General features: G+C 60.1%; 18 protein-coding genes and 1 pseudogene. 13 read left to right on the top strand and 6 right to left on the bottom strand.

The genetic code is table 11. The features are described from left to right. Window positions 1–24 precede the first annotated feature (24 nt). On the top strand, window positions 25–1620 hold the full coding sequence (gene serA, locus ACERZ8_RS05925; protein WP_407591275.1) for a phosphoglycerate dehydrogenase: 1596 nt from the start codon (window positions 25–27) through the stop codon (window positions 1618–1620). 161 nt (window positions 1621–1781) lie between these two features. Beyond that, on the top strand, window positions 1782–2525 hold the full coding sequence (locus ACERZ8_RS05920; protein ID WP_407591274.1) for a metallophosphoesterase family protein: 744 nt from the start codon (window positions 1782–1784) through the stop codon (window positions 2523–2525). A gap of 7 nt (window positions 2526–2532) precedes the next feature. On the opposite strand, the gene tdh is transcribed toward ACERZ8_RS05920, so the two are convergent. From tdh to ACERZ8_RS05905, 3 genes and pseudogenes are all read right to left on the bottom strand, one after another. Next, window positions 2533–3570, bottom strand: a complete 1038-nt coding sequence (gene tdh, locus ACERZ8_RS05915) for an L-threonine 3-dehydrogenase (RefSeq protein ID WP_407591272.1) — start codon at window positions 3568–3570, stop codon at window positions 2533–2535. Further along, window positions 3567–4753 (bottom strand): annotated as a pseudogene (locus ACERZ8_RS05910) (glycine C-acetyltransferase). The gene tdh and the pseudogene ACERZ8_RS05910 overlap by 4 nt, the downstream one beginning before the upstream one ends. A gap of 94 nt (window positions 4754–4847) precedes the next feature. After that, on the bottom strand, window positions 4848–5408 hold the full coding sequence (locus ACERZ8_RS05905) for a helix-turn-helix domain-containing protein (protein WP_407594178.1): 561 nt from the start codon (window positions 5406–5408) through the stop codon (window positions 4848–4850). Between the two features lie 96 nt (window positions 5409–5504). On the opposite strand from ACERZ8_RS05905, the gene ACERZ8_RS05900 reads away from it, so the two are divergent. After that, entirely contained in the window at window positions 5505–6686 is a 1182-nt protein-coding gene (locus tag ACERZ8_RS05900; RefSeq protein ID WP_407591271.1) for an acetyl-CoA C-acyltransferase family protein, read from the top strand. Window positions 6687–6744: 58 nt separating this feature from the next. Here the strand turns inward: ACERZ8_RS05900 and ubiB are convergent, their stop codons facing one another. After that, window positions 6745–8277, bottom strand: coding sequence for a 2-polyprenylphenol 6-hydroxylase (gene ubiB, locus ACERZ8_RS05895; protein ID WP_407591269.1), 1533 nt, complete (start codon window positions 8275–8277; stop codon window positions 6745–6747). Window position 8278: 1 nt separating this feature from the next. After that, on the bottom strand, window positions 8279–9031 hold the full coding sequence (ubiE, locus tag ACERZ8_RS05890; RefSeq protein ID WP_407591268.1) for a bifunctional demethylmenaquinone methyltransferase/2-methoxy-6-polyprenyl-1,4-benzoquinol methylase UbiE: 753 nt from the start codon (window positions 9029–9031) through the stop codon (window positions 8279–8281). 96 nt (window positions 9032–9127) lie between these two features. Here ubiE and ACERZ8_RS05885 point away from each other — a divergent pair, with 96 nt between their 5' ends. The 5 genes from ACERZ8_RS05885 to dnaA all read left to right on the top strand — a co-directional run bounded on the left by ACERZ8_RS05885 (window position 9128) and on the right by dnaA (window position 13733). Next, window positions 9128–9751, top strand: a complete 624-nt coding sequence (locus tag ACERZ8_RS05885) for a hypothetical protein (protein ID WP_407591266.1) — start codon at window positions 9128–9130, stop codon at window positions 9749–9751. Between the two features lie 57 nt (window positions 9752–9808). After that, on the top strand, window positions 9809–10660 hold the full coding sequence (gene mutM, locus ACERZ8_RS05880) for a bifunctional DNA-formamidopyrimidine glycosylase/DNA-(apurinic or apyrimidinic site) lyase (RefSeq protein ID WP_407594175.1): 852 nt from the start codon (window positions 9809–9811) through the stop codon (window positions 10658–10660). Window positions 10661–10723: 63 nt separating this feature from the next. After that, complete coding sequence (locus ACERZ8_RS05875) at window positions 10724–11500, top strand: enoyl-CoA hydratase (protein WP_407591264.1); 777 nt, start codon at window positions 10724–10726, stop codon at window positions 11498–11500. 110 nt (window positions 11501–11610) lie between these two features. Beyond that, complete coding sequence (gene rpsT, locus ACERZ8_RS05870) at window positions 11611–11874, top strand: 30S ribosomal protein S20 (protein WP_407591262.1); 264 nt, start codon at window positions 11611–11613, stop codon at window positions 11872–11874. 497 nt (window positions 11875–12371) lie between these two features. After that, window positions 12372–13733 (top strand): chromosomal replication initiator protein DnaA, encoded by a 1362-nt coding sequence (gene dnaA, locus ACERZ8_RS05865; RefSeq protein WP_407591260.1) that lies wholly within the window; start codon window positions 12372–12374, stop codon window positions 13731–13733. Window positions 13734–13799: 66 nt separating this feature from the next. Here dnaA and ACERZ8_RS05860 read toward each other — a convergent pair whose 3' ends face one another. Next, window positions 13800–14492, bottom strand: coding sequence for a 1-acyl-sn-glycerol-3-phosphate acyltransferase (locus ACERZ8_RS05860; RefSeq protein ID WP_407591259.1), 693 nt, complete (start codon window positions 14490–14492; stop codon window positions 13800–13802). Between the two features lie 304 nt (window positions 14493–14796). Here ACERZ8_RS05860 and dnaN point away from each other — a divergent pair, with 304 nt between their 5' ends. The 5 genes from dnaN to ACERZ8_RS05835 all read left to right on the top strand — a co-directional run bounded on the left by dnaN (window position 14797) and on the right by ACERZ8_RS05835 (window position 20857). After that, entirely contained in the window at window positions 14797–15915 is a 1119-nt protein-coding gene (dnaN, locus tag ACERZ8_RS05855; protein WP_407591258.1) for a DNA polymerase III subunit beta, read from the top strand. A gap of 48 nt (window positions 15916–15963) precedes the next feature. Beyond that, window positions 15964–17064 carry a DNA replication/repair protein RecF gene (gene recF / locus ACERZ8_RS05850; RefSeq protein WP_407591256.1) on the top strand — a complete coding sequence of 367 codons (1101 nt, stop codon included), beginning with the start codon at window positions 15964–15966 and terminating at the stop codon, window positions 17062–17064. Then, entirely contained in the window at window positions 17061–17681 is a 621-nt protein-coding gene (locus tag ACERZ8_RS05845) for a LysE family translocator (protein ID WP_407591255.1), read from the top strand. Before recF ends, ACERZ8_RS05845 begins: the two co-directional genes overlap by 4 nt. 80 nt (window positions 17682–17761) lie before the next feature. After that, on the top strand, window positions 17762–20179 hold the full coding sequence (gyrB, locus tag ACERZ8_RS05840; protein ID WP_407591253.1) for a DNA topoisomerase (ATP-hydrolyzing) subunit B: 2418 nt from the start codon (window positions 17762–17764) through the stop codon (window positions 20177–20179). A 3-nt stretch (window positions 20180–20182) separates the two neighbouring features. Beyond that, entirely contained in the window at window positions 20183–20857 is a 675-nt protein-coding gene (locus tag ACERZ8_RS05835; RefSeq protein WP_407591252.1) for a nitroreductase family protein, read from the top strand. The last annotated feature ends 15 nt before the right edge of the window (window positions 20858–20872 follow it).

The raw sequence follows: 20872 nt of genomic DNA, 5'->3' as shown, positions 1-20872 counted from the left end.
CGACATCTCCAAAAGGACCACATCATGGCCCCCAAAGTACTCATCTCTGACAAACTCAGCCCCGCCGCCGTGCAAATCTTCAAGGACCGCGGGATCGAGGTCGATTTTCAGCCCGACCTTGGCAAGGACAAGGAAAAACTAGCGGAAATCATCGGCAACTATGACGGCCTCGCCATCCGGTCCGCCACGCGTGTGACGCCGACGATCCTAGACAATGCCAGCAACCTCAAGGTCATCGGGCGCGCAGGCATCGGCACGGACAATATCGACAAGGATGCGGCCTCCAAAAAGGGTGTGATCGTCATGAACACACCCTTTGGCAACATGATCACGACGGCCGAACACGCCATCGCGATGATGTTTGCCGTCGCACGGCAAATCCCCGAGGCCTCGCAATCGACCCATGCGGGCAAGTGGGAAAAGTCCAAATTCATGGGCACCGAACTGACCGGCAAGACGCTGGGCGTGATCGGTGCGGGCAACATTGGCGGGATCGTGTGCGACCGGGCGCGCGGCCTCAAGATGAAGGTGCTGGCGTTTGACCCGTTCCTGAGCACGGAAAAGGCCAACAAGATGGGCGTGGAAAAGGTCGAACTCGACGACCTGATCAAGCGTGCCGACTTCATCACCCTACACGTCCCCAAAACCGAACAGACCGCCAACATGATCACCGCCGAACGCATCGCCGCGATGAAACCGGGTGTGCGGATCATCAACTGCGCACGCGGGGGCCTCGTGGACGAGGTCGCGCTGGCCGAAGCGTTGAAGTCGGGCCATGTGGCCGGGGCCGCCTTTGACGTTTTTGCCGAGGAACCGGCCAAGGAAAACCCACTGTTCAACCTGCCCAATGTCGTGGTTACGCCGCACCTTGGGGCGGCCACGACCGAGGCACAGGAAAACGTCGCCCTGCAGGTCGCCGACCAGATGGCGAACTACCTGCTGACCGGGGCCGTGGAAAACGCGCTCAACATGCCATCCGTTACGGCAGAAGAGGCCAAGGTCATGGGCCCCTGGCTGAAACTGGCCGGGCATCTGGGCAGCTTTGTGGGTCAGATGACGGACGAGCCGATCAAGGCGATCAACATCCTTTATGACGGTGCAGTTGCGGAAATGAACCTTGATGCGCTGAATTGCGGCCTGATCGCAGGCATCATGAAACGCGCCAACCCGGACGTGAACATGGTCAGCGCGCCCATTGTCGCCAAGGAACGCGGGATCAAGATTTCGACCACCAATCAGGACAAATCGGGCACGTTTGACGGCTATATCAAGGTCACCGTCGTCACCAGCAAGCGCGAACGCTCGGTCGCAGGCACGGTGTTCAGCGATGGCAAACCGCGTTTCATCCAGATCAAAGGCATCAACATCGATGCCGAGATCGGGGCGCATATGCTTTACACCACGAACGAGGATGTTCCCGGCATCATCGGTCTACTGGGCAACACGATGGGCAAGAATGGCGTGAACATCGCGAACTTTACCCTGGGCCGGAATGCGGTGGGGGGCGAGGCGATTGCCCTGCTTTACGTCGACAATCCGATCCCTGCAGATGTGCTGAAAACGCTGGATGGCACGGGCATGTTCACGCAAGTGAAACCGCTCGCCTTTGACGTCGCCTGACAGCTGTGGCGTGAGGCAGCGGGCAACCCTGCCTCACGCTCTTGATTGCTCAATTTCCCAGCAATAGGCGCGCCTCGTTAAACCTGCGACACGCGCGCGCCTTACATCTGCCTTCGAATCCCGATACGTCAGCTTTTTGAGTTGCTGTTAAACGGAATCGCATGTCAGACCCCATTTACGCTATCGGCGATATTCACGGTCAAAAGGCCGAACTGGATCGCATCCTTGCACTGATCGAGGCAGATGGCGGCCCGAACGCGCCCGTGGTGTTTCTTGGGGACTATACTGATCGTGGGCCGGACAGCCGCGCGGTGCTCGACACATTGGTCGCGGGCCAAAAGGCGCAGCGCAACTGGACCTTCCTCAAGGGGAATCACGACCGCATGTTCGAATGGTTCATGCAGCGCCCGATCCTGCATGACCCTTACATGATGGTTGAACTTTACTGGCTGCACCCGCGCCTTGGCGGCGATACGACGCTGGCCTCCTATGATGTGGACGCAGGCCCGCGCCGCCGCGAAAAAGATGTGCAGGCCGATGCGCGCGCTGCAGTTCCAAAGTCGCATGTGACCTTCCTCGAAGGGCTGAAACTGTCCCACACGGTCGGCGATCTGATGTTCGTACATGCGGGCATCCGGCCCGGCGTGCCCCTTGCGCAACAGACCGAAGAAGACCTGTTGTGGATCAGGAATGAATTTCACGACTATACCGCGCCGCATCCCAAGGTGATCGTGCATGGGCACACACCTGTGCGACATGCGACCCATTACGGGAACCGCGTCAACCTCGACACCGCCGCCGGATACGGAGAGCCGCTGACCGCCGCCGTTTTCGAAGGCACCGAAGGGTGGATGCTGACCGATGCGGGGCGCAAGCCTCTGCACAGCGAGGTCGTGGCGGCCTGAACCGCGCTCAGGTCCAGTCGAGAACGACCTTGCCGGACGATCCGGACTTCATCGCCGCAAACCCGTCTGCAAAATCACGCGCCTTGAAGCGGTGCGTGATCACGCCGGACACATCCAGTCCGTTCTGCAACATGGCGATCATCTTGTACCACGTCTCAAAAATCTCGCGCCCGTAGACGCCCTTGATCGTGATCGCTTTGAAGACGATGCGGCTCCAGTCCACGGGGCTTTTGCCCGGCGGGATGCCCAGCATCGCAATGCGCCCACCCATGGTCATCGCCTCGACCATCTGATCAAGGGCCGCCTGATTGCCCGACATCTCAAGACCGACGTCAAAGCCCTGCTTCATCTTCAGCCCCGGCATGATGCTGGCCATATCCTGCTCCAACACATTGACTGGCACCACATCCGCCACACGCGCAGCCAGCGCCAAGCGGTCCGGATTCACATCCGTGATCACCACGTTGCGCGCCCCTACATGCCGCGCGACGGCAGCGGCCATGATCCCGATGGGTCCCGCGCCAGTCACCAACACATCCTCGCCCACCAGATCAAAGCTGAGCGCGGTGTGCACCGCATTGCCCAACGGATCGAGAATGGCACCTATGTCATCACTGATCTCATCCGGCAGCGGCACCACGTTGAACGCAGGCAGGCGCAGGTATTCGGCAAAGGCCCCCTGTTCATTCACGCCGATTCCGCGCGTTGCCGGGTCCAGATGGAACTTGCCCGCGCGCGACTGGCGCGAGGTTTTACCGATCAGGTGCCCTTCCCCGGAACAGCGTTGGCCCAGCGCCAAATCCTGCACGTTAGAGCCGATTTCGACAATCTCACCCGCAAACTCGTGCCCGGTGATCAGCGGAGTCGGCACAGTGTGCGCCGCCCAGTCATCCCAGTTCCAGATATGGATATCGGTTCCGCAAATCCCCGTTTTGTTGATGCGGATCAGCACATCATCGGGGCCGATTTCAGGCACTGGTGCCGTGACTTGCCATAGACCCTCACGGGGATGCGTCTTTTCCAGCGCGATCATCTCATTGGTCATGACAGCACGCCTACAGCTTTGCCCGCGACCTCGAATGCGGCCAGCCCGCGATCCAGATCATCCCGCGTCAGCGCCGCGTTCATCTGCGTGCGGATACGGGCTTGCCCGCGCGGCACCACCGGAAAGAAAAATCCCGAGACATAGACACCCTCTTCAAACAGGCGTGCGGCCATGTCCTGCGCCACCTGCGCCTCACCCAGCATAACGGGGATAATCGGGTGTTCGCCCGGCAACAGCTCGAACCCCAGATCGCTCAGACCCGCGCGCCAATAGGCCGCGTTGTCGAACAGTTGGGCCCGCAGGGCGTCGCCTTCTTCGACCAGCCGAATGGCCTCGATCCCGGCAGCAACGATTGAGGGCGGCAGAGAGTTGGAAAACAGGTAGGGCCGCGCGCGCTGGCGCAGCAGGTCGATCACGGGTTGCGGCCCCGCGACGTAACCACCGATGGAGCCGCCCAGCGCCTTGCCCAGCGTCCCTGTCAGAATGTCCACATCGACACCGGCATGGGCGGGCGTGCCCGCGCCTTTTGGCCCCATGAACCCGGTCGCGTGGCAATCATCCACCATCACCAGCGCGTCGTATTTTGCAGCGAGGTCGGTGATTTCAGGCAGCTTGGCCAGATAGCCATCCATCGAAAACACGCCGTCCGTCGCGATCATGATGTGGCGCGCGCCAGCGGCGCGGGCCGCCTGCAATTGTGTCTCTAAACCGGCCATATCGCTGTTCGCATAGCGATGGCGTTGCGCCTTGCAGAGCCTAATACCGTCGATGATCGACGCATGATTGAGTGCGTCGGAAATGATCGCATCTTCTGGCCCCAAAAGCGGCTCGAACAAACCTCCGTTGGCGTCAAAGCAGGCAGCAAACAGGATCGCATCGTCTTTGCCCAGGAACGCGGCCAGTTTTTGTTCAAGCGCGCGGTGCAGATCCTGCGTGCCACAGATGAAGCGGACAGAGGCCATGCCGAAGCCGTGGCTTTCCATTGCGCTATTGGCGGCAGCGATCAGGTCAGGGTGGTCAGCAAGGCCCAGATAGTTGTTGGCACACAGGTTCAGCACCTCGCGATCCCCGACAGCGATCCGCCCCCTTGAGGGGACGTGATCATACGCTCGCGCTTGGTCATGCCATCGGCGTCGATCTGGGCCAGAGTGTCAGTGATGTGGGAAAGAAATGCGTGCGTCATGGTCAGACTCCTTTGGCGGGCAATCTAACATACCGGATGCGATTCCGAAATACAGGATTTCGTGATCTTGGACGAAAATCCGTAAAGACGGATTTCAGGCGTCCTGAACCACCAGAAATGCGCGGCTGGGCCGTGTCGCTTCGATCTTGTGCGCCACGTCGGCGGCATAGCGGGCCGTGTCCCCCTGCCCGATCTTCTGGCTGGCCCCGCTGCTGGTCACGATCAGCTTGCCCTCAATCACAGTCAGTTGCTCGCGCGCGCCGCGCCTGTGGGGCTGACTGTCGAGCACGCCACCTTCTGCAAAGCGCAACTCGTACACTTCGTGTTGCCCAGCATCTTCGGGGCGGGACAGGATGCGGATGGTGCAGCCCGCACCACGGTTTTCGATGCTTGGCACATCCGCCGCCCGCAGGATTTCGATCTGCGTTGCGGCCTGTTCATCAAGCAGCCCGGCGAAATCGACCTGCAAGGCGCGGGTCAGGTTCCACAAGGTCGCGATGGTGGGCGAGGATTCTCCGCGTTCGATCTGGCTGACCATGGATCGGCTGACACCCGACAGTTTGGCCACGGCATCAAGCGACAGGCCCTGCGCCCGCCGCGCGTCCTTCAGGCGGGCAGGCAAAAGCGATAGGATAGCGTCCGTTTCATCCGTCATGACGGACAGTTGCCCGTGCTGTTGCATCCCTGTCAAGGTCCGGGGTTCCTTTGACCGGCCCGCATCGTCATCATGGTCGAAACAGGGAGGATCATCATGACCCAGGACATCGTTATTCTAGGCGGCGCACGCACGGCCATCGGCACGTTCGGCGGCGCACTTGCCGGCACCACACCCATCGATCTTGGCACTGTGGCGGCCAAAGCAGCACTTGAACGGTCGGGCGTTGAGAGTGGGCAGATCGGCCATGTTGCGTTCGGCCACGTGATCAACACCGAACCGCGCGACATGTACCTGAGCCGCGTTGCCGCGATGCAGGCGGGGGTGCCAGACACGGTGCCCGCGATGAATGTGAACCGCCTTTGCGGGTCGGGCGTGCAGGCGATTGTGTCTGTCATACAGTCTCTGATGCTGGGCGATGCGCAGTTTGGGCTGGCTGGCGGGGCCGAGAACATGTCGCGCTCGCCCTTTATCATTCCGGACCAGCGCTGGGGCGCAAAGATGGGCGATGTGCGCACGCTGGACATGATGCTGGGCGCGCTCAACTGCCCGTTTGGCACCGGCCACATGGGGGTCACGGCCGAAAATGTTGCCGCCGAACACGGGATCACCCGCGAGGCGCAAGATGCCTTTGCCATGCAAAGTCAGGAACGAGCCGCAGCCGCGATTGCTGATGGCCGCTTTGCCAGCCAGATCACGCCGGTGGAAGTGCGGGTCAAACGCGACACCGTGGCATTTGACGTCGACGAACATCCCAAAGCGACCAGCCTCGACGCCTTGGGCGGACTGCGCCCGGTGTTCCAGAAAGACGGGTCTGTCACGGCAGGCAATGCCTCTGGCATCAACGATGGTGCGGGGGCTGTTGTTTTGGCCACTGCCGAAGCCGCAGAGAAAGCCGGGCTGACGCCGCGCGCTCGCGTTCTTGGCTATGCCCATGCCGGAGTACGCCCCGAAGTGATGGGCATCGGGCCAATCCCTGCGGTGCGCAATCTGTTGGACCGGACCGGCCTGTCCGCGTCTGATTTCGATGTGGTCGAATCAAACGAGGCGTTCGCCGCGCAGGCCTTGGCAGTCTCCAACGACCTTGGGTTTGATCCGGCGCGCGTGAACCCCAATGGTGGCGCCATTGCGCTGGGCCATCCCGTTGGGGCGACAGGCGCGATCATCACGGTCAAGGCGCTTTATGAACTGGAGCGGATCGGCGGGTCCAAGGCGTTGATCACCATGTGCATCGGCGGCGGTCAGGGCATTGCGCTGGCAATTGAACGTGTTGGCTGAGACATTCTGAGGACTGGGGCGTTGCTCCAGACCCGAAGGTATTTTGATCAAAAGAAGATCAGGCCAAGGCCTCGACCAGCAGCGTCAGACCACCGCCCGCCAGAAGCCCGAATATGCCTGCAAGGGCAATCCACCGCCAAAAGCCGCGACGTTTGTCGGGGGACGGGTTGGATTGGGCGATCAGCGCCTGTTCGACAAGGCCGGGCAACCGCGGGCCAAAGCGCGTGAGGACACGGGCGGTTTTGTAGAGATCATTGATGACGGCCTTGGGGCCGATGGATTTCTGGATGTAGTCGGTGACAACCGGGGCCGCGACTTGCCAGATATTGATGTTGGGATTGAGGCTGCGCGCGACCCCCTCGACCACCACCATGGTGCGTTGCAGCAGGATCAGCTCGGTCCGGGTTTCCATGCCAAACCGCTCGGTCACTTCGAACAGGTAGTTCAGCAGACGGCCCATCGAAATCTTGGACGCGTCCATGCCAAAAATCGGCTCGCCCACCGCGCGCAGGGCGCGGGCGAATTCGTCGACATCCTTGTCGGCGGGCACATACCCTGCCTCGAAATGCACCTCGGCGACGCGCTTGTAATCCTTGCGGATGAAACCAAACAGGATTTCGGCATAGACACGGCGCGTGTATTCATCGATGTGCCCCATGATCCCGAAATCATAGGCAATGATGTCACCGTTGGCCGCCACCTTGAGGTTGCCCTGATGCATGTCGGCGTGGAAATACCCGTCGCGCAGGGCGTGCAGCAAAAACAGCTTGAGCACACGTTCGCTGAGGTCGATGCGGTTATGGCCCGCGGCATCGATGGCCGCATTGTCGCCCATGGGCACGCCATCCGCCCATTCCAGCGTCATGACCCGACGCGCGGAATGCTCCCACCGGATCTTTGGCAGGTCAAAGCCCCCGTCATCTTTGGTGTTGGCGGCAAATTCGCCGGCCGCTGAGGATTCGAGCCTGAGATCGAGTTCGCCCTGCACGACGCCATCAAAATGGGTGATCACCTCCATCGGGCGCAGACGCCGGGCGCCGGGCGCAAAGATTTCGACAATGCGCGCAGCAAGGTAGAACGCATCGACATCCTTTTTGAACGCTTTTTCGATGCCGGGGCGCAGGACTTTGACAGCCACCGGGTCGCCTCCGTCGGCCAGGCGCGCCTTGTGCACCTGCGCGATTGAGGCCGCGGCGACCGGTTCACTGAATTCGGAAAAGATCGTATCGGCGGGCAGACCCAATGCACGCTCAACCTCCGCCTTGGCCTCTTGGGTTGAAAACGGTGGCAACTTGTCTTGCAGGACGCGCAATTGAACCGCCAGTTCGTCCCCAACCACGTCCGGACGGGTGGACAGGACCTGTCCGAATTTGATGTAGGCCGGTCCAAGGGCCGTCAGCGCGCGCGTTGCAGGCGGCATGGTCGCATCACCGCTATACCCAAGCCATTGAAACGGTTTGCCCAGCGCCTTGGCGACGAAGCGCAGGGCGGGCGGTGCCTCGAACGCATCGAGGACGACGTTCATCGCGCCGGTCCGTTCCAGCGTCGCGCCCGTGCGGATCAGCCGGATGATGTTGTGGGGGCCACGCACGTTACAGCTTCCAACCCGAATGCAGGCAGGCGACGCCCATGGTCAGATTGCGGTACTTGGCCTGCTCGAACCCGGCGTCGCGGATCATGGCCAGAAACGTCTCTTGGTCCGGGAACTTGCGGATCGATTCGACAAGGTACTGATAGCTGTCGCGATCCCCGGCGATCATCTGGCCCATGCGCGGAATGACGTTGAAGCTGTAGAGATCATACAGCTTTTGCATCCCGTCATTGGGCAACTGGCTGAATTCCAAAACCATCAGGCGGCCACCGGGTTTGAGGACGCGATAGGCCTCGGCCAGCGCATCGGCGGGGCGGGTCACGTTCCGGATGCCAAAGCTGATTGTGTAGACATCGAATGTGCTGTCCTCGAACGGCAGCGCCATCGCGTCCCCCACCACCCAATCAAGGCTGTCGGCCATCTTGTCCGCTTCGGCACGCTTGCGCCCCTCGACCAGCATCGGTTCGGTCAGGTCCAGCACGGTGGCGTGGCCCTGGCCTGCACGTTTGAGGAACTTGAACGAGATGTCGCCCGTGCCCCCTGCCACATCCAGCAATTTCTGGCCAGCACGCGGCGCCAGCCAATCCATCATCGCCTCTTTCCAGATGCGGTGGATGCCGACGCTCATCACATCGTTCATAATATCGTATTTGGAGGCGACCGAGTTGAACACACCCTGCACGCGCCCGGCCTTTTCCCCTTCGGTCACCGTCTGATATCCGAAATGGGTTTTCTTTTCAGGGGCTTCAGTCATGCAAATGATCCGGGTCGGTCTCTGTTACGTCGCATTTGTGCTTAAAGACTCGTGAGGCAAGAAACAAATAGTCAAATCAGCGCAAAGGTCGCAGCCATGATACTCGTCGCTTTTTTCGTGATCGCACTGAATGTCGCCCTGTACTTTGGGGGTGCCTACATTGCCAAACGGCTGATCGGCCCGCGCGACATCCGTACAGATCGCACCATGTGGGATCGGCTGTTGAACACGCTTATCGGGTTTTGGTCGCCCGTCGGGAATCCCGAAGAAGCGATCGGAAACGTCTTTGCCGTTGGGCGCAAGACGCCGCAAACGATTGGCAGCACACAGGTGTTTCGGGCGACTGTCGGATGGCGCTATGGATACATTGCGTTGATGCCGCTGCTTGTCGCCTTTGTTGCGTATCTTGAGCTGTTCACCGAATTCGCAGGCCAGACTCCGGTTCACTACTACCTGATGATGCTCGCGTTTCTGATCTGGGGCGGGATCTACATCTGGACCTTTCGGCTTGAGATTGATCAGGACGAGATGTCGTGCACCACCGCCATGTTGGTTCAGCGCGAGTTTGACCTTTGGGATTTGACCTCGGCCAAGACAACACGGGATGGGTTCACGCTGCACTTTGCGGGGCGTTCCAGGATTTCAGTGCCCCGATTCATCGAAGGGCATGACACTTTCAAAGCGCTGATCATCGAACGGCTGGACATAAACGCGCGCTGATTGCACGGGGCGTCCATGGGCACTATCTGTGGGCGACTTACGACAAAGCGAGACCCGATGCCCGAACTGCCCGAAGTCGAAACCGTCCGCCGTGGCCTTACCCCTGCGATGACGGGTGCCGTGATTGCGCGTGCAGACGTGAACCGGCCCGACCTGCGCTGGCCGTTCCCGCCGGGCATGGCGGATCGGTTGACCGGGCAGCACGTTCTGGGCCTGCGGCGGCGGTCAAAATACATTCTGGCCGATCTGTCCTCGGGTGAGACGCTGCTGATCCATCTGGGCATGTCGGGGCGGATGCTGGTGTCTGGCGATCCGCTGGGACAATTCGCGCATGAACACCCGGCGGCGGAAAAACACGACCATGTTGTGCTGCACATGGACAACGGCGCGCGCATCACCTTCAACGATCCGCGCCGGTTCGGGGCGATGGACCTGATGACGACAGACGGGGCGGAGCAGCACAAGCTGCTCGCCGTGCTCGGGCCCGAACCGTTGGGAAACGATTTTCACGAAGGGCATTTGATCGACGCGTTCAGGAACAAGAACACGCCGGTGAAATCCGCCCTGCTGGATCAGAGAATCGTTGCCGGATTGGGCAATATATATGTCTGTGAGGCGCTTTATCGTGCGCAAATCTCGCCCGCGCGCAAAGCCGGGCGGATTGCGAAACCCCGTGTCGCGGCACTGGTTCCGATCATCCGCGACGTGCTGACAGAGGCGATTGAGGCAGGTGGATCATCGCTGCGCGATTTCCGCCAAGCCGATGGGGAGCTTGGATATTTTCAGCACCGCTTTGACGTTTACGGACGGGAGGGTGAACCCTGCCGCACCCCCGATTGCGGCGCGTCCATATCCCGGATCGTGCAGTCTGGTCGATCATCCTTCTACTGCAGGTCGTGCCAATCATAGCTTGAAACAGGAGCGCGCCGTGGTAATGCTCGGCCCTCAACGGCAACCATTGGATAGACCCTTATGGCCTACGAGACGATCATCGTCGAAGTTGAAGACCACATCGCGAAAGTGACCCTGAACAGGCCCGACGCGTTGAATGCTCTGAATGACCAATTGATGAGCGAACTTGCGGATGCAATGGCTGCGGCACAGGCCGACAGCAAGGTGCGCTGCATTGTTCTGGCCGGGTCGGAAAAGGCATTTGCCGCCGGTGCGGACATCGCCATGATGAAAGACAAGACATATATCGAAGTCTTTACCGAAGATCTGTTCGGCCCCGAAACCGACGCGATATCCCGCGTGCGCAAGCCCATCATCGCTGCTGTATCCGGTTATGCGCTGGGCGGGGGGTGCGAACTGGCGATGATGTGCGATTTCATCATTGCCTCGGAAACCGCCAAGTTCGGGCAACCCGAAGTGAACCTGGGCGTGATGGCCGGGATCGGCGGCACGCAGCGTTTGACCCATGCCGTGGGCAAGGCCAAGGCGATGGACATGAACCTGACGGGCCGCTTCATGGATGCAGCCGAAGCCGAACGCTCCGGACTGGTCAGCCGCGTGGTCTCACCCAAGAAACTGATGGAAGAAGTGATGGCCGCCGCCCACAAGATTGCCGAGAAGTCGATGATTTCGACCATGGCGATCAAGGAGGCGGTGAACAAATCCTTCGAAGTGCCGCTGCGCGATGGTTTGCTGTTCGAGCGGCGCGTGTTCCATTCGCTGTTTGCGACCGAAGATCAGAAAGAGGGCATGGAAGCCTTCCTTGAAAAGCGCACCGCGCAGTTCCGCGACAAATAGGGGCTTTGCACCCGTCCTTGCGGCATCCCGCATCTGCTTGACAGGCAGGTGAGTCGCGCCTAAAGACCGGGACTTCTGAAACTACCGCACCAATATTGGGACGAGATAAAATGGCAAATTCGCCTCAGGCCAAAAAGCGGGCCCGTCAAAACGACAAACGCTTTCAAGTGAACAAGGCGCGCCGGTCGCGCATCCGCACCTATCTGCGCCGCGTCGAAGAGGCGATTGCCTCGGGTGACAAGGATGCGGCAGGTGCCGCCCTCAAGGCCGCGCAACCTGAACTGATGCGCGGCGTGACCAAGGGTGTTTATCACAAGAACACCGTGTCGCGGAAAATGTCGCGACTGTCGGCCCGGGTGAAAGCGCTCGGCTGACACAACCCAAAATTGCAAGATCATGGCGTCGCAATTTTGCGACGCCTTTTGCGTTTTCTCTATAAAAACAAGGCACGCACAGATTCTTTTTTGAGAAAGTCCGAGTCAAGTCGCAAGATGTGTAGACGGCCTGCGAACGAACTTGATACCACCGTGATGCGATCAGGAATCGCCTTGGGGGGACAGGCCGGAACAGGATGCATGCTGCAATGCGTCCGCAACCGGGTCGGGTAGTGCTGTTGCGAGTATAGCCCGCGTTTTAGAGCGCACGATGGTGCCGCTGCTGAACCTGTCAAAATGGATTGGTGTGCGGAGAGCACGTGAAAGATGCCCGGGTAATGGGTGCTGCACGTGCGGAATCTGTGAAGTCCAGCCGAACTGAATGCGCTGTTGTATGGCAGCGCAGCAAGAGCGGTTTGCCTCAAGTTATGGGACGGGCAATTCTGACGAGCCGAAGATCGTCGGATAGAGGTGGCGGAAAGGATGATAGTGCACACATGACTCAACAAGAATGGGGACAGCTGAGAAAACGGCTGCTTAAGACCGTCGGTCAGAACAATTATACAACATGGATCGAGCCGTTGAAATTTCGGGAACTCACGGACGGGATCGTCACGTTTGATGTGCCGACTAATTTCATGGGCAATTATGTCAGTCAGAATTTTTCGGATCTGATCCTGCATGAACTGAAGTCGGAATATGACGATGTGCGCCGCCTCAGTTTTGCCGTTGCTGCCAATGCCCAGGCCCGGCCCACTGCTCTGGATGCACCGACGCCTGCTGCAACGGCTCCGGCTGCGCAGACGTCCACATCCGCTTTGGCCGCTGCCGCGCTGGACAAACGGTTCACCTTTGACAGCTTTGTCGTCGGCAAACCCAACGAACTCGCCCATGCCGCGGCCCGCCGCGTCGCCGAAGGTGGTCCCGTCACCTTCAATCCGCTTTTCCTTTATGGTGGTGTCGGCCTTGGCAAAACGCACCTGATGCACGCCATCGCGTGGGAATTGCGCGCCCGTCAGCCCGGCATGAATGTCCTGTATCTGTCCGCCGAACAATTCATGTACCGCTTTGTGCAGGCGTTGCGTGATCGCAAGATGATGGATTTCAAAGAGCTGTTCCGCTCTGTCGACGTATTGATGGTCGATGACGTGCAGTTTATCGCGGGCAAGGACAGCACGCAGGAAGAGTTCTTTCACACCTTCAACGCGCTGGTCGATCAGAACAAACAGATTATCATTTCCGCCGACCGCGCCCCCGGCGAGATCAAGGACCTTGAAGAGCGGGTGAAATCGCGCCTGCAATGCGGCCTGATCGTCGATCTGCACCCCACCGATTACGAGCTGCGTCTGGGCATCCTCCAGTCCAAGGTCGAACAGCAGCAGCTTGTCTATCCCGACCTCAAGGTCGAAGACGGCGTTCTGGAATTCCTTGCTTTGCGCATTTCAAACAACGTGCGTGTCCTCGAAGGGGCGCTGACCCGCCTGTTCGCCTTTGCCTCGCTGGTCGGGCGCAAGATCGATCTGGACCTCACGCAGGATTGCCTTGCCGATGTGCTACGTGCCTCGGAACGCAAGATCACGGTCGAGGAAATTCAGCGCAAAGTGTCCGAGCATTACAACATCCGCCTGAGCGATATGATCGGCCCCAAACGCCTGCGCAGCTATGCCCGCCCCCGTCAGGTGGCAATGTATCTGTGCAAGCACCTGACCTCGCGCAGCCTGCCCGAGATTGGCCGCCGCTTTGGTGGGCGCGACCACACGACGGTGATGCATGGTGTGAAACGGATCGATGAATTGCGCCAGCAGGATGGGCAGATCGCCGAAGACCTGGAGTTGCTGCGCCGCGCGCTTGAAGCGTAACAGGTACCCACATCACCCTTGACAGCGGCGCCCCTGAGGCGCCGTTTTTCGTGGTGCCACCCGGGCTTACAATGCGTGGGAAATCGGTGTGTTCAGCAGATCCTCTAGCCGCGCATTGAACGCCTCGACGTCTATCGAGGCATCAAGATCGGTCAGGGGACGCAAATCCATCGTGACGTGCCGCCGCCCTTTTTTAATGCCAAGGAATGTCCAGAAACTGTCATAGGTCGCCGGTTGATGCGCCCCCAACCCATCGATGCGCAGCAGCATGACGGGCGTGTTCGGCTCGGCCCTCAGGATGTCATGGACGCCGGACAGATAGGCGGGCACCCGTTCGCGTTCCTCGCGCCGCACTTTACCGGCGGGAAACAGCAGCACGGAATTGCCCTTGGCCAGCACCTTGTGCACGATCTCAAGCACCACAGCCTTGCGCGCCTTGCGTCTTTCGTCTGGCCAGGATTTCGGTGAACTCATCGGGATGGCCGAGGCGATGAACATCGGTATAAACTGCGACCAGTTGTAATATTCGTCATAGTGGACCGTCGGGCGAATGCGTTTCGTCGCATAGAGGATCGCCGCGATCAGGGGCCCGTCATGACGGCTGACATGGGTGGCAAGGATCAAAGTTCCCGGCCTGTCCTGCAACAGATGCTTGCCCGCGCAACTGACGTTGTAAAACAGGGCATAGTAGCTGCGCACCAGCACGAACAGGAAATGGCGCAGCCACCTGCCCAGAGTGGCATCCAGAAACCGGATCATTCGGGCCCTGCACTGTTGAACACTGACATCATGAAATCGCCCTTCTGAACCTTTGGCACATCTCTGTCCCTGATCCAGCGTTGGACAAGCTGACATGCAGGTCAATGGTAAACTCAGGCCGATTTTCCCCACCAATGGCGACCCCAAACCCGGCAACTGCGTAATTTTGCCGCCGCTTGAGGCGACGCTGACTTGACGCCCCTCGCGATCCGACGGACAAAACAAGAAAATACTTGTGAAGCCGCGTGTTTGGGCTAGGGTGCCCCTCCCTGCAATGCGGTCGGGGATCGATGGGAGACAGACCATGAAAATCAGTGTCGAACGCGGCGTGCTGCTCAAGGCCGTCAGCCAGGCCCAATCCGTGGTCGAACGGCGCAACACCATTCCGATCCTTGCCAATGTGCTGATCGAGGCCGAAGGGTCCGACGTGACCTTCCGCGCCACCGATCTTGACATCGAAGTGGTCGACAAGGCCCCGGCACAGGTCGAACGGGCCGGGGCGACGACCGTGTCCGCCACCACCTTGCATGAAATCGTGCGCAAACTGCCCGATGGCGCGCTGGTATCGCTGACGGCGGACAGTGCTGCGGGCCGGTTGACGGTCGAGGCAGGGCGCTCGAATTTCTCACTCGCCACGCTGCCGAAAGAAGACTTTCCAGTCATGGCAAGTTCTGAATATGCGTCGAACTTCTCGATCGCGGCGCCTAAGCTGCGCCGCCTGTTCGACAAGTCCAAATTCGCCATATCGACCGAAGAGACGCGGTATTATCTGAACGGCGTTTACATGCATATCGCGGATGGAGATGAAGGGCGCGCACTGCGTTGTGTTGCGACAGACGGCCACCGCCTTGCCCGGATCGACAGCGATTTGCCCGAAGGGGCTGCCGATATGGCGGGCGTGATCGTGCCTCGCAAAACCGTGGGTGAATTGCGCAAGCTGCTGGACGATGACGACATGGAAATCGCGGTGAGCGTGTCCGAAACCAAGGTCCGCTTTGCCACCCCCGATATCACGCTGACCTCAAAGGTGATCGACGGCACATTTCCGGACTACACCCGCGTCATTCCGGCGGGCAACACACGCAAGATGGAAGTCGACGCCTCGGATTTCGCCAAGGCCGTTGACCGGGTCGCGACTGTCAGTTCCGAACGCTCGCGCGCGGTGAAACTGCAACTGGACGAAGACCGGCTGATCCTGTCCGTCAACGCGCCTGACTCGGGTGCCGCGGAAGAAGAGCTTGCCGTGGCCTATGGCGACGAAAAGCTGGAAATTGGATTTAACGCCAAATACTTGCTGGAAATCGCGTCTCAAGTGGACCGCGAAAATGCGGTGTTCCTGTTCAACTCGTCAGGCGATCCGACCCTGATGCGCGAAGGCAACGACCTGAGCGCGGTCTATGTCGTCATGCCGATGCGCGTTTGAATTCTTGCCTCCGGCGGAGATTTTTTGAATCAGACAAGGGGACGGTGAATGGCGCTGTCCCTTTCTGCTTTGACCCTCTCGCATTTCCGCTCGCATAAAATCGCGCGGTTGGCATTGGATGCACGGCCCGTGGCAATCCATGGACCAAACGGAGCGGGCAAGACCAACATCCTTGAAGCGGTATCGCTGCTGTCACCCGGGCGCGGGCTGCGCCGGTCGTCGGCTGAGGACATGACGCGCCGTCCCGAGGCGCTCGGCTGGAAACTGACCGGTGTGTTGCAGTCGCTGCATCAGGTGCACGAGGTTGAAACATGGTCGGAAAACGGCGCGGCGCGTCAGGTGCGCATCGATGGCAAGACGGCTGCACAGACGGCGCTGGGGCGCATCGCGCGTGTCTTGTGGCTGATCCCGTCCATGGATCGGCTGTGGATCGAAGGGGCGGAAGGGCGGCGGCGGTTTCTGGATCGTATGACCCTCAGTTTTCTGCCGGATCATGCGCAACTGTCGCTGGACTATGACAAGGCGATGCGCGAGCGGAATAGGTTGCTCAAGGACATGGTGCGCGATCCGCATTGGTACAGTGCGCTGGAACAGCGGATGGCGGAAACCGGGGCCGCCATGCACGCCAACCGTCTCAGTGCTTTGCAGGCACTTGCCGAGGCGCAGGGCGACGCGCAGACGGCGTTTCCGGCCGCCACGCTGACATTGCAGCCGGGTGAATTGGGCCTGCCGGAGTCCGCCGAAGATTTGCGCGCGGCCCTCGCCGACGGGCGCAGCCGCGATCTGGCGGCGGGGCGCACATTGATCGGACCGCACCGCGCAGACCTTTACGGGATCTATGCAGCCAAGGATGTGCCCGCGAAGGATTGTTCAACCGGCGAACAAAAGGCGCTGCTTGTGTCCCTGATCCTTGCCAATGCAAGGGCGTTGGCCCGGGACTTTGGTGCACCGCCCATATTGCTGCTGGATGAGGTGGCCGCCCATCTGGATGCAGACCGTCGGGCGGCCCTTTATGACGAGATTTGTGCCTTGGGCGCGCAGGCGTGGATGACAGGCACAGAAACGCAGTTGTTCGACAGTCTGGGCGCGCGTGCACAATACATCGAAGTTACCGAAACAGACGGCATCAGCGCGGTCGCAGGCCCATGACCCTCGATCTGTGGGACATTGCGCTTTATGCAGGCGCGCTGCTGGTGCTGTTCCTGACGCCGGGGCCAGTCTGGGTGGGATTGATCGCGCGCAGTCTGTCGGGTGGGTTTCATGCCGCGTGGCCATTGGCGCTGGGTGTCGTTGTCGGCGACGTGCTGTGGTCGCTGCTGGCCATCTTTGGCATCACATGGGTGCTGTCGGTCTATGGCGGCTTTCTTGAGGTGCTGAAATGGGTCGCTGCGGCGATGTTCGTGGTGATGGGGGCGCTGGTGATCCGTCACGCCGGGGACAAGATCCACACCGACAACCGCCTGACGCGTCCCGGCATGTGGGCGGGGTTTGTGGCGGGGCTGGTTGTGATCCTTGGCAACCCAAAGGCGATCCTGTTTTATGCAGGCATGCTGCCGGGCTTCTTTGATCTGACGCGCCTGACAGCACTGGACATTGCGATCATTGTGTCACTTTCCATGGTCATCCCGCTGCTTGGCAACCTTGCCATGGCGCTGTTCATCGACCGTGCAAGACGCCTCATGCAGCGCCCCGAAGCCTTGCGCCGGATGAACATCGTTGCGGGCGTTTTGCTGATCTGTGTCGGCCTTGTCATCCCCCTGACCTGAAACGCAAAATCTTGTGTCAGTGGCGTGACAATCCCGCCGAAAAACCGTATATTTAGCGGAACAGAACAAGAGGCCGGATCATGGCAAATAACGAGCAAGCCCCCGAAGACTATGGCGCGGATTCCATCAAAGTTCTCAAGGGCTTGGAAGCGGTACGCAAACGTCCGGGCATGTATATCGGTGACACCGACGATGGCAGCGGTCTGCACCACATGGTCTACGAGGTCGTCGACAACGGCATCGACGAGGCGCTGGCCGGTCATGCAGATGCCGTTACCGTCACGATTCACGCGGATTCCAGTGTGTCCGTCAGCGATAACGGGCGCGGGATTCCGGTCGGAATTCACGAAGAAGAAGGTGTGTCCGCCGCCGAAGTCATCATGACCCAACTGCACGCAGGCGGCAAATTCGACAGCAACTCTTACAAGGTGTCGGGCGGCCTGCACGGCGTGGGTGTGTCGGTGGTCAACGCGCTTTCTGACTGGCTGGAACTGCGCATCTGGCGCGACGGCAAAGAACATGTGGCCCGGTTCGAGGGTGGCTTTACCGCCAAGCACCTTGAGGTTGTGGGCGATGCGGGTGATCGCACCGGGACCGAAGTGCGCTTTCTCGCCTCGACTTCGACGTTCTCCAATCTCGAATACTCCTTCGAGACGCTGGAAAAGCGGTTGCGCGAACTGGCGTTCCTGAATTCGGGCGTGCGCATCATTCTGACCGATGAGCGCCCTGTTGAGACGCTCAAATCCGAGCTGTTCTACGAAGGCGGGGTGCGCGAGTTTGTGAAATATCTCGACCGCTCGAAATCCTCTGTCATGCCGGAACCCATCTTTATCCACGGGGAAAAGGACGACATCGGCGTCGAGGTCGCGATGTGGTGGAACGACAGCTATCACGAGAATGTCCTGCCCTTTACCAACAACATCCCGCAGCGCGATGGTGGCACCCATATGGCGGGCTTTCGCGGCGCGCTGACGCGCACAATCAACAACTATGCCCAGGCCACCGGCATCGCGAAAAAGGAAAAGGTCAGCTTTACCGGCGACGACGCCCGCGAGGGGCTGACCTGCGTGCTGTCCGTCAAGGTGCCCGACCCCAAGTTCAGCAGCCAGACCAAGGACAAGCTGGTCAGCTCCGAAGTCCGTCCCGCAGTCGAAGGGCTAGTGAACGAAAAGCTGGCCGAGTGGTTCGAAGAAAACCCGAACGAGGCCAAGATCATCGTCGGCAAGATCATCGAGGCGGCACTGGCTCGTGAGGCGGCGCGCAAGGCCCGAGACCTGACGCGGCGCAAGAACCCGATGGACATGAATTTTCTGTCCTCCAAGCTCAAGGACTGTTCGGACAAGAACCCCGCCAATACCGAGATTTTCCTTGTCGAGGGCGACAGCGCTGGCGGTTCTGCCCAGACCGGGCGCGATCGCAAGACGCAAGCCATTCTACCGCTCAAAGGCAAGATCCTGAACGTGGAACGGGCGCGGTTTGACCGGATGCTTGGGTCGCAAGAGATCGGCAATATGGTCATGGCCCTTGGCACCGGGATCGGGCGCGACGAGTTCAACATCGAAAAGCTGCGCTACCACAAGATCGTCATCATGACGGACGCCGACGTGGACGGCGCGCACATCCGCACGCTTTTGCTGACCTTCTTCTACCGTCAGATGCCCGAGCTGATCGAGGGCGGGTACCTCTACATCGCGCAGCCACCGCTTTACAAAGTGTCGCGTGGCAAATCCGAGGTCTACCTCAAGGACGAGGCCGAGATGCAGGATTACCTGATCCAGCAGGGCATCGAAGGGGCAATGCTGCGTCAGGGCAATGGCGAGGAAATCGCCGGGCAAGACCTTGTTCGCGTGGTCGAAGAGGCGCGGCAGTTGCGCCGCGTGCTGCAAGCCTTCCCAACGCATTACCCGCGCCATATCCTCGAACAGGCGGCGATTGCAGGGGCCTTTGTGCCCGGTGCGGTCGATGGCGATCTGCAGGGCGTGGCAGACAAGGTGGCCGAGCGTCTGAACCTGATCGCGCTGGAATGGGAACGCGGCTGGGCAGGCCGGATCACGCAGGACAAAGGCGTGCGACTGGCCCGTATCCTGCGCGGCGTCGAAGAGGTGCGCACACTCGACGGGCGCATGTTGCGCTCGGGCGAGGCGCGCAAGACCGGCACGTTCACGCAAAGCCTGCAAGACGTCTATGGCACCCCCGCTGCGCTGCATCGTAAAGACAAAAACGTGCAGATCATGGGCCCGATGGACCTGCTTGATGCGATCCTTGCCGAGGGTGAAAAGGGTTTGTCCCTGCAACGCTACAAGGGTCTGGGCGAAATGAACCCGGATCAGTTGTGGGAAACCACGCTGGACCCGGATGCGCGCACGCTGTTGCAGGTGCGGGTCGAGGATATGGCCGAGGCGGACGATCTGTTCACCAAGCTGATGGGTGACGTCGTCGAACCAAGGCGTGAATTCATCCAGCAAAATGCGCTGAGCGTCGAGAATCTGGATTTCTGAGCTATGGCGAACCAGACACACAAGCCCCTGCCGCCCCAATCCGCCGTGCCTGACGACGAAATGCTTGCGCGGGCACGCACGTTTCACGCCGATATGGCCGAACGGCGCACGATACGCGAATTCGACACAGCACCCGTACCGCAAGAGGTGATCGCGGCCTGCGTGGCCGCTGCGGGTACAGCACCTTCCGGAGCCAATCAACAGCCCTGGCATTTTGTTGCCGTCCGCGACCCAGCCCTGAAAAAGCAAATCCGCGCCGCCGCCGAAGAGGAAGAGCGCAAGTTCTATGCAGGCGGCGCCGGCGAAGAATGGCTTGAAGCGCTGGCTCCCATCGGCACAGACGCCGACAAGCCGCACCTGGAAGACGCGCCATGGCTGATCGTCGTCTTTGCCCAACGCTACGGGGTCGATGCAGAGGGTAAGCGCCACAAACACTATTACGTGCCCGAAAGCGTGGGAATCGCCACCGGGATGCTGCTGACGGCGCTGCACCTGTCGGGGCTCGCCACGCTGACACATACCCCCAACCCAATGGGGTTTCTGCGCGATCTTCTGGAACGGCCTGACAGCGAAAAGGCGACAATGATCATCGCCGTGGGGCATCCCGCGCAAGGTGCGACAGTGCCCGAATTCGCCAAGCAAAAGAAGCCGCTGGATGACATCCTGACCGTCCGCTAGCGCCACGTTCAAAAA

This window comes from Tateyamaria armeniaca (assembly GCF_045797845.1).
Lineage (GTDB): Bacteria > Pseudomonadota > Alphaproteobacteria > Rhodobacterales > Rhodobacteraceae > Tateyamaria > Tateyamaria armeniaca.
The sequence above is the reverse complement of the archived record's forward strand: the minus strand, read 5'-3'. Positions and strand labels throughout refer to the sequence as shown.